This is a genomic window from Runella zeae DSM 19591 (genome assembly GCF_000423565.1).
GTDB classification, from domain to species: domain Bacteria; phylum Bacteroidota; class Bacteroidia; order Cytophagales; family Spirosomataceae; genus Runella; species Runella zeae.
Genome location: NZ_AUIF01000033.1, coordinates 1 through 12,957, shown reverse-complemented (window position 1 = coordinate 12,957; position 12,957 = coordinate 1). Strand labels below are relative to the sequence as shown.

General features: G+C 45.2%; 8 protein-coding genes. All 8 read left to right on the top strand.

The window, feature by feature from the left end; genetic code table 11:
- Positions 1–177: 177 nt before the first annotated feature.
- The 8 genes from G563_RS0108895 (at position 178) to G563_RS0108845 (ending at position 12,920) form a co-directional block, all read left to right on the top strand.
- Positions 178–3,720, top strand: a complete 3,543-nt coding sequence (locus tag G563_RS0108895; RefSeq protein ID WP_028665021.1) for a SusC/RagA family TonB-linked outer membrane protein — start codon at positions 178–180, stop codon at positions 3,718–3,720.
- A 21-nt stretch (positions 3,721–3,741) separates the two neighbouring features.
- On the top strand, positions 3,742–5,382 hold the full coding sequence (locus G563_RS0108890; RefSeq protein ID WP_028665020.1) for a RagB/SusD family nutrient uptake outer membrane protein: 1,641 nt from the start codon (positions 3,742–3,744) through the stop codon (positions 5,380–5,382).
- A gap of 15 nt (positions 5,383–5,397) precedes the next feature.
- A complete protein-coding gene (locus G563_RS0108885; RefSeq protein WP_028665019.1) occupies positions 5,398–6,087 on the top strand; it encodes a hypothetical protein in 690 nt (229 codons plus the stop codon).
- A gap of 14 nt (positions 6,088–6,101) precedes the next feature.
- Positions 6,102–7,289, top strand: coding sequence for a right-handed parallel beta-helix repeat-containing protein (locus G563_RS0108880; RefSeq protein ID WP_229598464.1), 1,188 nt, complete (start codon positions 6,102–6,104; stop codon positions 7,287–7,289).
- 11 nt (positions 7,290–7,300) lie between these two features.
- Positions 7,301–9,499, top strand: a complete 2,199-nt coding sequence (locus G563_RS0108875) for a beta-galactosidase trimerization domain-containing protein (protein WP_028665017.1) — start codon at positions 7,301–7,303, stop codon at positions 9,497–9,499.
- Positions 9,500–10,508: 1,009 nt separating this feature from the next.
- Entirely contained in the window at positions 10,509–11,078 is a 570-nt protein-coding gene (locus G563_RS0108860) for a Crp/Fnr family transcriptional regulator (protein WP_028665014.1), read from the top strand.
- A 172-nt stretch (positions 11,079–11,250) separates the two neighbouring features.
- Positions 11,251–12,069, top strand: coding sequence for an SDR family oxidoreductase (locus G563_RS34070; RefSeq protein ID WP_051210841.1), 819 nt, complete (start codon positions 11,251–11,253; stop codon positions 12,067–12,069).
- Between the two features lie 134 nt (positions 12,070–12,203).
- Positions 12,204–12,920, top strand: coding sequence for a hypothetical protein (locus G563_RS0108845; RefSeq protein ID WP_028665013.1), 717 nt, complete (start codon positions 12,204–12,206; stop codon positions 12,918–12,920).
- The last annotated feature ends 37 nt before the right edge of the window (positions 12,921–12,957 follow it).

Below are 12,957 nucleotides of genomic sequence, written 5' to 3'. Positions count from 1 at the left end.
ACTCACAACCCAGAATTTTTGGCCTATGGAGTAATCTAAAAAGTAAAAAAGCCGACAATGCGTCAACATTATCGGCTTGCTGTGTACCTCACTCAAACGTCAATTTGAGCTTTGTTCGTCAAAACAAAAAGTACACCCGTTTAAAAGTTCTCTCAAACCCAAAAACTTTTACAAGTTATGTACAAAAAATTACAGATTCAAACGCAAGTTTGGGCTATTATGAAAATGTCATTTCAACAGATTCTGTTTGTTATTTTTTTCTGCGGGATTTCTCTAGCCCATTCCTCCAAAGCGCAAGATGTGCTCAATCAGCCTCTAACTTTGGACGCCAACGGCATGGAGATAAAAAAGGTGCTTAACCTGATTGAGAAGCAAGCCAAAGTTCGATTTATTTATAGTTCAAGTGCCATCAATATCACCCAAAAGGTAAAAATAAAAGTCATCAACCAACGCTTAGACTTAGTATTGAAAGAGCTATTGAAACCTATTTCGATTGAATACCAGGTAATTGACAACCGAATTCTACTCAAAAATAGTAAAAATGAACAAAGTGTACTCCCAAACGAAGAACAACAACTAATCGACGTCATACAGCCTACTCTGCTACCCATTAGTGGCACAATCAAGGACGAAAAAGGGGTGACGATGGCAGGCGTAAGTATTTTAATCAAAGGAACTTCACGAGGCACTACGACCGATGCCAACGGAAACTTTAAAATTGAGGTCCCCGACAAAAACACGAACTTAATCATCAGTTATGTAGGATATTTATCCCAGCAAATTACGGTCGGCAATCGAACTCAAATCAACATTACGCTACTTCCCGACGAGCGTTCCCTCAATGAGGTGCAGGTAGTAGCTTTTGGCGAGCAGCGCAAGCGCGATGTGACAGGTTCTATTGCCTCACTAAAAGCGGCCGATATTCGCGCCAATACCGCCGCCAGTCCTGATGTAGCCCTTCAGGGACGGGCAGCGGGGGTACAAATCACGCAGGCGGGAGGTACTCCTGGCGGTGCAGTGCGGATCAATGTACGCGGGGTAGCTTCTATCAATTCTAACTCGCAACCTTTGATTGTTATTGATGGTCAGCCTGTTAATAGCTCCGCTTTCGGTACAGGCGGTGTGGCCATGAACCCACTGGCCGAAATCAATCCCGACGATATTGAGTCAATGGAAGTCTTAAAAGATGCTTCGGCGTCTATCTTGTTTGGTTCAAGAGCGGCCAACGGGGTCATTTTAATCACGACCAAAAAAGGAGCAAAAGGTAAACCTACTTTTGATTTCAGCTACCAACAAGGCATCAATACGGCTACCAATCGTGTTGATTTTATCGACAACGGAGCCGATCATTTTAATATTCTAAAACGTGCTGCCCGCAACAACATCCAAGCGGGACTGGCTCCAGCCTCTTCCAATTTGACCAATCTAGTGCCTACGAGTATTTTGCGCGGCTCATTGCCCGCTTCGTTTGATAATCAATTGATTGACTCCACTACCCTCTACAATACCCGTACCAATTGGCTCGATCAAGTGCTGCGGCAGGGTGGTTTTCAGCAGGCTACGCTGAGTGTAGGCGGTGGTGCCAAAAACCTGACAATTTATGGAAGTGGGTCGTACCGTAAAGAAGACGGGATTATCATTGGACAAGGGCTGCGTCGGTTGAGCGGACGCGTAAACGTAGAATACAACCCCATCAAAATGCTTAAACTGGGTGCCAATGTTTCGCTTAATGGTATTGACAATGAGATGGTTCCATTGGGCAACTCGTACCAATACGGCCTCACATCGGCCTTGCCTGCCTATCCAGTCCAATTGCCCGACGGCTCTTTTTTCAACGGCATCGCCAATGGTACCAACAATACACTGAGTATCGGAACAAACCCCGTTTTTTACCGAAATAACTATTCCAATCAATCCAACACTTTCCGAAATATCAACACCTTTTTCGCCCAAATTGAACCTATCAAAGGATTAACAATTCGCTCAGAATTTGGCACGGATTATCAAAAAACGAAGAATGATATTTTGCTAAATCCCACGCTGTATCCCACTGGAATTCAGGGTGCTGAGCGTACAGGGGGAGGCCGGGCCGAGAATCGCGACGTGCTGAACCGTAATTCTAACTGGAATACCACCATTAATTACACCCGTGAATTAGGCAAAGACCACCGCATCGGTGTGTTGGCAGGAAATAGTCTCCAAAATCGCATTTCTGACAATGAAACCTACATCACTGAGCGCGTACCGCCCGGCGCAAAAACAGGCTTGGACACGACCCGCTCAGTGGTATTCAATGACGAAATATCGTTTCGCTTTGTGTCTTATTTTGGAAGAATCAATTACGCCTACAAAGACAGATACCTGTTTGAAGTCAGTCTACGTTCTGACGGCTCGTCACGCTTCGGTCCCGAAAATCGCTGGGCCACCTTCCCCGGTATGTCGGTGGGATGGGTCATCAGTGATGAGAGCTTCCTGAGCAACAGTTCGTTTGTGAATTTCCTTAAACTGCGTGCTAGCTATGGCCGCACCGGAAACGCCGAAATCGGGAATTTCTCGTGGCAGAAAAACTTTACATTTGTGGGATACAATGCCGCCATCTACGGCGGGATTCAGGGAGGGCAATTTACCAACCCCGGCAACTCCGCCCTGACTTGGGAATCGACGAAGCAATTTGACGCGGGCATTGAATTTACCCTGTGGAACAAACGCATCAGCGGTACGCTTGATTTCTACAACAAAGACTCCGAAGGCTTATTGCTGGATTACGCATTGGGGCCGTTGTTTGGTACCATCAACAACTCCATGACCATCAACCTCGGTTCCGTTCGCAACCGTGGGGTAGAATTTAGCATTACTACGCGCAACATCACCAAAAAGGACTTCCGCTGGACTACCGATTTTAACATCAGTCACAACAAAAATACAGTGTTGAGTACTTACACCGCGCCATTCCTTAATTTCCCCTTCCAAGTTATTGCTGGGCCGAGCATAGCCACGCCGGGCTATCCTTTGGGGAACTATTACATGGCGCAGTTTGCGGGTTTTGACCCCAATACCGGCAATGAACTATTTTACGAGCGCGACCGGGTCGTCTTTAACAATACGGGAAAAACGGTAAAAACAGGGGCTTTGTGGGATGGAACAATTGCCAATAATGCGGGTAATAATCAATTTATTCTCGAAAATCGAACCCCATACCCAGTACTGTTTGGGGGATTGACCAACAGTTTTCAATTCCGTAAAGTTGATTTTAACTTTTTGTTTTATTATCAATACGGCAACTGGATTTATGACCAAGCCCAACGCGCGCAGAGCTATCCTACCACGGGTCAGGTGCTACGGGCCGAAAGTCCAGGTATCGGCAGTCTGCGTGATGAACTCAACAAAACCGAAGGAGCCTTTCGGATGCAATGGAACTCCAACGCACGGGGTTTTGAGTCTTCTCGGTTCTTGCACGATGGCTCTTTCATTCGCCTCAAAAACGTGCAGCTCGGTTATACGCTTCCTGCATCGGTAGCCAAAAAACTACATCTTCGTACAGCGCGTATTTCGTTCACTGGACAAAACCTACTCACCTTCACCAAATTTATGGGCTGGGATCCTGAAGTATTCCGCAATGGTGGAGCCGATGGCTCTACGGCTACGCTTTCACCGGGAGTCACCAACAACGATTTGCCACAAGTCCGTACGCTTTTAATAGGTATCAACTTTGGGTTTTAATTATTTAGACAATCAGCATTCATGAAAAAGACATATAGCATAATGGGAATTATTGCCGTAGCACTCTGCGGTGTTTCCTGCGATAAATATTTAGACGAAGTTTCTTCCAAAACCCTCATCCAAGCCCAAAATGTGCGCACGGTGCAGGAATTGGATATTTTGATGACGGGGGCTTATTCTGGCATTGCCCGTGAAGTGGCCTTTGGAGGCAATGCACTTGTTATTGGTGAAACCTTCGGTGATTTAGTGGCTGTCAACAACGTCAACTATCGCAATAGCCCAAGCCGCTCGTCAAGAGTGTACACTTGGACGCATCGCGAGGAAGATTATGGGTATCAGGCAGAATTTTTACAATGGTCAACCTTTGGGCTGAACAATGCCAACAACGTACTGGAAATCCTGCAAAGCAATCAAGTACAAACCCCCAACGAACCCGACCCTCGCAAGGACATCAACCTGCAAAGGGGACGCATCGAAGGCGATGCCCGTTTTGTACGTGCATTATGTATTTTTGAACAAACGCGCCTCATCGGTTACCCGTGGGGATATACTCCAGATAATTCACATCCCGGCCCCGTCGGAAATTACAAATCGGTATCAGAGTTTGGTGATTTATCCTACCCACGTTTGAGCGTCAAAGCTGCCTATGACAGTGTTTTGAACGATTTGCGCATTGCCGAACGACTCCTGCCAGAAAACTACAATCCGGCACAGCATTTGCCCGATATGCAGCCTCGTGCCAATAAATACGCCGCGCTTGCCCTCATGGCGCGGGTCTATTGGCAGCAAGACAATGTGGACAGTTGTCTGGCAGTTTGTAACCGTTTGCTTGGACAAGGCAACGCCAACCGTTTTCCGTTAGTGCCTGGCAATCAAATGTTAGCGCAACTTTTCCAACGTACGGGTATTTTACCAAGTACCAATTCTGCCAATCGCGACGAAGTGATTTTTGAATTGGTCAACGTAGTGGGACGTAACTCTCGTACTACCAACGGCGCGCCTTTGCGTACGCATTATACCCTTCAGAGTGTTTATACGACTGCTCAATTGGCCAATGTCAACAACCTTACTTCGGGGCCTAACTTACGCATGAGCCAACGCTTTAAAACCTTGGCTGACTTTGACCGTCAGCGCGATTTGCGTTACCGAACTCTCTTAGACACCACGCAAGCTACCACGGCCGCAACGGCTTGGAACAGTCCCAATCGGCTTTGGTTTTCCAGAAAATGGGGTTCATTGGGAACGGCCAATTTAGGGCCTGTGCAGGGAGTCAATTCCAACATTGTCTTATTCCGTTCCGCCGAATTTTTATTAATGCGCGCCGAAATGAACCAACGTAAAGGCAATACCGTCTTGGCATTGGCCGACTTAAATGCGGTGCGGACGCGGGCAGGTTTACCAACGTTGACCACGGCTCCAACCAACCTGTTGGAAGAAATTAGAAAAGAGTTTATTAGAGAAACTTTCAGCGAAGGAACACGCATACACAATGTTAAAAGGCTAAGACAACCCCTCAACCCAGGCGACCGTCCTACTTCACCAGGCGGGGTAGATTGTGCCTTGGGCAACTGCACCGAAGTACCTTGGAACAGCCGTTTGTTGGTGTTTTTGGTACCGCAAACCATGATTGACCGCAATCCTTTATTGGTTCAAAATGATTAAAAAAGACTAAAAAACATGAAAATATCTCATCCAATTTTGGCTGTTTGTAGCGCCCTGTTGCTGGTTTCTTCATTTTGGGCGTGCGAAAATCCACCTTTCCCTACGGTGTCAAATGATAGGGCCTTGCGCGACCAAATCAAGGGTGTTTGGGTGCCTGTATCGCTCACGATGAAGTATCAGGTGGGGCTTGTTCCTCGCTCCCGCGATACGCTGGTCACCGTCACGCCGACCACTGCCCCTTTGTTAGTGACTGGACGTGCCAACCCCGTCATGCCTTTTACCGATACGCTTTATTTAGCCGCTCGCACTGCTACCGCTGATACATTTTGGCTAGCCAATCGAGGTATTCGTCAACAGGGTAATTTTTCGTTGGTCAAAGTCAACGATGAAGGTCAGGAAGCTACCTTGCTTCGTATCGGTCGTCCCACCTATACACGAGGTCAAATCAGTCGCTGGAACTACGATTTTGTTTTTCACGGAACTGTAGCCCCCAACGCCGCTGGTGCAGCGGTCTATACTCCGGCGACTTACACCAATTACTCGCCGACCATTACCGCACTCACCGACCGACAAATGACCCTTACATTTAGCACCCAAGCCAATATCAACGTGCCATTAGTGCCCATTACATCGGCCAATCAAACCGTGAATGCATCTTGGGGGGGGCGATTGATTGTATTTACGGCAACCTATGCTAAACAGTAATGCTATTAACAGCCATGAATTTTACAGCTATAAGGCCAATAACGTATTTACTTTTCTTTATGGGAGTTTCGATACCCGTTTTTGCCCAACACCAAATTGGTGACGTCGGATACATCTTTGACGAAAGCCGCTTTGACCCGCGCTTTCCCGACATGAAAGAATGGGCCAAAGCGGGCGTACAGGGTGGCATTCCGTTGAGACATACCTTAAAAATCCAAAAAACGATTACGCCTAAGGATAATTTACAGGAGGCGATTGATGAAGTAGCTGCAAAAGGCGGCGGAGTTATTTTTCTCAAAAATGGAGAGTATATTATTTCAAAACCCGTTACGTTGAAGTCAAAGGTGGTACTACGTGGCGAAAGCAAAGATCAAACGGTGCTGAAAGTAGTGATGAAAAAGATGTTTTTCAAATACGCCCCCGACCAAAAACACCTCGTAGCGTTTGAAATAAACGATGCCGAACGAGTGGGATTGGAAGACCTGACTTTTCGTTACGCCGCCGTTGATTTTGAACCTTACGACAAATCCGATTTCAACGCTGCGTGGGACCGTCGGGTTTTTCACGAGCACGAAACCCGCGACACTACGCTGTTTGTCCATTTGGTTATTTTTAGAAACAGCCGTAATTCGTGGGTGGACAACTGTAACTTTCTTTGGGCGGGCACGCATCCGCTGGGGTTGGGTAATTGTGAACACATCACCTGCCGCAACAACTTCATGGACCGCGCCTACGTCAAAAAAGATTCCTTTCATGGAGGCTACTACGGGTGCTGGGGTTCCAAATATTGCCTATTTTACAACGAAAAAGTCCGACGCATTCGCCACTTTGCCATTATGAACCCAGGCGCGGCTTACAACGTAGTCTATCGCTGTGATTTTGAGGTAGATGTCAATTTTCACGACCAAGACCACGGTCATAATTTGGTAGAACAATGCCGCATCGCCACGCCCGTTTGGCACAGTTGGGATGCCATCGGCATCGGTGCCCCCAACAAACACCGCCCGCCTGGCCCCGAAAATTTGCTGTTCAACAATACAGTCATTTCCAAAGGCGTAGCTGGCTACAACCGAAAAATGGGGGTGGCTCAACCCAATGCGGTGTATCAGGTCACTACCGAATTTGGACAACCCAACGTTTTTCTCCGCCCCGATGCGCCGCCCAAAGGAGGTACATTTTACGCCGTAAAAGCCCAACCCTAAGTTTTACAAATATGAAACCCTCGAACTGTCTCTTAACTATACTTCTGATTTTCAGTATATTTATTCAAGTTTACGCCCAAAGCGACCCGTACCTCCACCAACGCTACGATGCCTTGCATGATTCACCCATGCAGCAGAAGTTTCGGAAACTGGCACCCATGCCAGCGGGGGTCGTGTACGTGCAGCAACCCAACGAAGGCGAGAAAGAGATGCGGGCACATTTCCGAAACATGAAAAAACTGGGCTTCAATGCTTTGAAACAAATCATGCCCTTACCGAACTGGACCATTGAGCAAATTTCATTGATAGCCTTGGAAGAGGGCATCATGCCGTGGTGGTACGGGGAGGGTGGTTATGAAGAAATAACGCCTGCGCTTTTGGAACAGCTCGGCATCGCTAAAACCCTGTCAATGAGCGAAATTTTGGAGCATCCTAAGATGATTAATTACCAAAAAGAAGTTGCAAAAAAACGAATCCAAAACATAGAAAAATACATCCAAGACAGTCCAGACAAAAAGTTCATGCGGGTCACGAGCGTGGCTTATGACCCCGAAATTGGTGGGCGTGGGGTAGAACTCAGTACCAAAGGGGAAGCCTTGTTTTTGGAATGGCTCAAAAAGCGTTACCAAACCGTAGAAAATTTGAACCAAGCTTGGAATCAGTATCATGCAGGTCTTTTCCTCAACGAACAGCGGGTATTCAGTGACTGGGAGGATGTGACAAAAAATTGGCGAAATATTACAGGCAGAGAATACAATCACGTCAAAGACATTTACCGATTCAAGGTGGAGCACAATTTGGGTCGCATCCGCGAATCTGCCGCTCAGTTCAATCGTTTTGATGCCAACGCGCCCTATCGTGGCGGCGGTGAATTGGCTGTTTTTCACCCTTTTGCGTGGTACGGCGTGGATATGGAAGGCATCGCCGACGTGCTGACGCAGTACGGTTCTTTTTATCCTTCGATGCACTTTTCGTGGCATTACAATTTGGTCAAAGGCGAAATCACCAAGTCGCTCTACCAGCAAGCGTCGTTGATGAACGACTTCAATAAAGGCGGCTGGACGGGCGGTTGGGAAAGTACTGGTGGGCCGATGCAAATGGATGGTGAAAAAAATCCAGGACACAACAACTCTTACTACGTCGGCCCCGGTGAATTGATGCAGCTATACCTCAGTCAGTTGGCCGCGGGCTTCAAAGGGTTCGGCATTTGGTGCTGGAATGCCCGAAGTGCTGGAAAGGAAGGTGGTGAGTATAGTTTATTGGACCGAAACGGACAACTGACCGACCGCGCCGTCGCCATCGGACAATTGGGAAAAGCCATGCAAAAATACCGTTTTGAACTCTGGAAAGCCCACAAAGAGCCCCTCGTTGGTATTTTGTACGATTGGGAAAACGAAGCCACTTGGGGCGCTATGAGCATATCGGGGCGCGATGATTTTCGATTCCAGCCCGTCAAAGCGCGAATCGGCATCAGCAATGTACTGATGGCCAACAACGTACCTTTTGAATACCTCACCCCCAATGATTTATCCAAAGGCTTAGCTGGGCGTTACAAAGTGCTGTATTTACCAGCCATGATTACGGTACGAAAAGAACTGCTACCCCTGTTAAAAAAATACGTGCAGGATGGTGGCCGACTCGTCATAGATTTGCCATCGGGCTGGTACGATGAAAATACCGTCAATCTTCCTACGGGGAAAGGCTCGGATTTTGAACAGCTTTTTGGGGCTACCATTGATGATTTTCAATTTTCGGGCACCAATCGGCAACTCACTATCGCAGGGAAAGACGTGCTGGGCTTTACCATGAACTCAACGGCTACGGCAGCCCGTGTTGTTGAAAAATACGATAATGGCAAACCCGCCGTGTTGGAACATTCTCTCGGTAAGGGTAAAGCCATTTTACTAGGCTTTCAGGCATCACTCAATGCCTTTGAAAATGCAGAAAAGCCTTCATTACCTATTTTGCAGTACGCACTTGGGGCTTATTCATCCCCTTATTCGTGTTCCAACGCTTTGGTATATCGCTTGGCTGCACCCGAAGCAGATCATTATTTTTTGTTGAACGAAGCTACCGCCAAAACCGTCGCACTTGACTTTAAAAATCTGAAATACAAACGTGTTACGGATGCCATCACAGGGGAAACCGTTGACAGCAATCAACTCAAAATAGCCACCAAAGGTGGACGGTGGTTACGTGCCGAAAAATAAAGTTACTCTAAAACAAGTGTGTCTATCGGTACTTTAAATCGAATGGGGACTCCTGCGCCATATCCTGCTTAAAATTTATAAAATCTTTGCAAAGCCCTGAATGTTGATTTTAATTCAACATTCAGGACTTTGTGCTAAACGTAACAATTGCCGATGAAATGCTCTGACAGGCTGTACGAGATGTCAGCGAAACTGCTTTTGAGATATTGTATCGCAGGTATTTTCAAAACGAGTATCATTATTTATGGCTGCACCTTTACGCATAATGGTTCGCTTCAACTGATTATGAACAAAATAGCGGCCAAGAAAATCAGACTCAAAACCTTTGGTAACATGGAATATGCGATAATTTTTCTGCTACCGTTTTGAGTGACGACGGAAATATAGAAATTCAATCCGATTTGACTGGGTTAAAGAAATAGTGACGTTAATGAGCGAAATATGTATTTTTTTAAACGATTTCGCTCGAAAGGTTAAAAATAGGCAAAATGAAACTCATAGGCACAGAGGCTAAGAAAAAACAAATAGAGAAGCTATTGAATGCAAACCGTTCGCATTTTATGGCTGTTTACGGCCGTAGAAAAAAGCTATTTGGCCTATATTCATTTCCCCCTACGAATTGGGAAGTAGTGCCTATAATCATTTCTTTTAAAGGCTTTAACGATGGAAATTTTCTTTGAAAAAACAGATAATACGCTTTATTAGTCAAACAGTATTGATTTCATAATTCAAAAAATGGAAAATGACGGGCTTACAGGGAGACAAAAAAGGCAGTCTGTCGGTGCTTTTCGGTTCATTTTTAACTTACTCATTGGTCAATATTGCCTGTGGATTTGTATAAGAATCGACGACGTATAAGGCACTCCGTTTTGTGGCGAGAATTGGCTTGGCGTGTGATGAAGAGTTACTGAGAATTTGTTGTGAATTTGATTGTCAATGTTTTATATTGGACTTTTTACATAAATTTCTTGTGGAAACGGAACCTTTGATATAAAAGAGAAAAGACCTAATGAAAGAACAACTCGAAAGATACATCGGCGACCTGAATGACGAAACGTGGCGATTGTTAGAGCAGTTGCTTTCAAAACAAACCCTTAAAAAAGAGGATATCCTCATAAACGAAGGCGAGGTGTGTCGGTATCTGTGGTTTTTGGAAAAAGGGGCGGTTAAAGCGTACGAGAATTGTGAGGGCGAATACCGAACCACGCATTTTTTTACCGATGGAAGTTTTATTACCAACTACATGAGTGTAATCTCTAAACAACCTTCCGACATCATTTTTAAGGCGGTCGAAACATGCGAGCTGTTGAAAATACCATATAATAGACTCGAACAACTTTACAACAGCAATCATAAACTCGAACACATAGGCCGTGTGATGGCAGAGTTACAGTTTATTGCTGAATTTCAACTACGGCGGCTACATTTAACGATGGATGCTTTGGAGCGTTATGAATATTTGGAGACCCGACAGCCTGAAGTCTTTGTTCGCTTTGCTTTGAAAGATATTGCGAGTTTTTTAGGCATTACGCCCGTTTCGCTCAGTCGTTTGAGAAAATACCGCTTCGACAAAAAATAACGAACTTATCATTTGATAATTCTCTTTCCATTCGTTCTTTGGAGTTTTGCAGTGTAATTCATTGTCAAACTTAAATCAACCGAAAAATGAGGAGTAACCTGCTGTTTGTACTGCCAACCGTCATCGCTATCTCTTTCCATCTTCCGCACACAATCAAAAAAAGCCACAAACCATGACCACTCAAAAAATAATTCTCATCACCGGTAGTTCAAGGGGCATTGGCGAGCACGTTGCCAAACACTTAGCCGCCCAAGGGCATATTGTCTATGGTTCTTCCCGAATCATTCCACCCGATGCTCCTAAAAATCATATCAGCCTCGATGTAACAGACAGTCATTCTTGCCAGCGAGCCATTGAAAGAATACTTGCCGAACGGGGTAAACTGGATGTCTTGATTAACAATGCGGGTTTTCACCTGACAGGGGCAGCCCAAGAAACATCCATGGAAGAACTCTATGCACAGATGGAGTTGAATTTCTTTGGAGCAGTCCATATGATTAAAGCGGTTTTGCCGCTGTTTTTGGAACAAAAATCGGGCAACATTATCAATATGAGTTCTATTGGCGGGTTGCTTTCCTTACCTTTTACTAGTGCTTACAATGCAAGCAAATTTGCACTGGAAGGTTATACAGAAGCGTTGCGTTTGGAGTTGTTGCCCTTCGGGATTTTTGTTTCAAACCTTGAACCTGGCTACGTCAATTCAGGCACGATAGATCAATCCATTGGCAGACCCAAAATGCCCCTTCCTCCGTTTGCGAAATATCGGGAGCAAATGCACCGTAAAATGGAACAGGACTCCCTGAAGGGTACTTCAAAGCAAGAGATTGCCGAAATTATTGAAAAAATAATCGACTCGAAAAAACCTAAATTCAGGTATAAAATGGGCGGAATGGCCTACTCACTCCCTTTGATGAAAGCAATCATGCCACAGGGTTTTTTTGAGAAAACAGTTTTAAATTCATTTCAATTACCAACAAAAATAAATTTTTAGTCTTACTCTTTCGCATTTTCTGGGGAAGGTTCGCCAAAATAGTGGAAATATTTGCTGTCATTCTGCAATAACAGCATCAAGATTTACGCGTACTTTAAAGTACTTTTTCAAGAAAAATCAGAACAATTTTGTTAATGAAATCCGTCTTTTTTTCTGGTCTTATTGCCCTTTTACTATTTTGGTCAGTAAACGCCCAAGCACAATTCACTCCTTTTGACGAGTCAAAATTAGAGCTAATTTACGTCAGCCCAATGGGCAATGACAATAACGCTGGTACAACTGTTGCCCCGTTTAAAACCATTAAAAAAGCCCTTAGTACCGCCTCTGCCAAAAAAAGAGCAGGAACAGGGGAAGTTTTGGGCTATACGGGCTGGTCGGTTTGTGGAGTTAAGTTTTACTCAACAACCGCTGGTAATAAAAACATTACGGTACTTCGGAGCGAAGCGATTGATAACCGTTCTACTGGTTTTTGGTGGGATACGGGTAACCACGATTGTCAGTTGATAGAGTGTACTACTTTGCGAAACAGCACAAACGGTACCTTTATCGAAGCTAATAATTCGGTTGGTAACAATTTTGAAAACCCAGGTACAGGAATGACCGGAACCACAGGAATTGCCAGCCTAACGGGGCGTTATACAGTGAATGTAGTTCGATGTATCATTGCCGATACCTGCCCCTGGCACAGAAAGTTATCGTACAACGAAGGGAAGAGGAGTCTTTTTCTCCGAAAACGAAAATGCGATTCTAGACGGTTGTTTGATTTGCAACAACGATATTCAAATTGCTACTTATCTGATTACTGGACAAAAGTTAAGCTCATGGGGACAGAGCATATTTATTTTTTTTAGCCATAACTATCAAGTACTCTATAAAAATTACAATTTT

Bases quoted from the DNA above. Each gene is read 5' to 3' on its own strand.
- G563_RS0108875 (WP_028665017.1), top strand. From the start codon at position 7,301: ATGAAACCCTCGAACTGTCTCTTAACTATACTTCTGATTTTCAGTATA.
- G563_RS0108895 (WP_028665021.1), top strand. From the start codon at position 178: ATGTACAAAAAATTACAGATTCAAACGCAAGTTTGGGCTATTATGAAA.
- G563_RS0108880 (WP_229598464.1), top strand. From the start codon at position 6,102: ATGAATTTTACAGCTATAAGGCCAATAACGTATTTACTTTTCTTTATG.
- G563_RS0108885 (WP_028665019.1), top strand. From the start codon at position 5,398: ATGAAAATATCTCATCCAATTTTGGCTGTTTGTAGCGCCCTGTTGCTG.
- G563_RS0108890 (WP_028665020.1), top strand. From the start codon at position 3,742: ATGAAAAAGACATATAGCATAATGGGAATTATTGCCGTAGCACTCTGC.
- G563_RS0108860 (WP_028665014.1), top strand. From the start codon at position 10,509: ATGAAAGAACAACTCGAAAGATACATCGGCGACCTGAATGACGAAACG.
- G563_RS34070 (WP_051210841.1), top strand. From the start codon at position 11,251: ATGACCACTCAAAAAATAATTCTCATCACCGGTAGTTCAAGGGGCATT.
- G563_RS0108845 (WP_028665013.1), top strand. From the start codon at position 12,204: ATGAAATCCGTCTTTTTTTCTGGTCTTATTGCCCTTTTACTATTTTGG.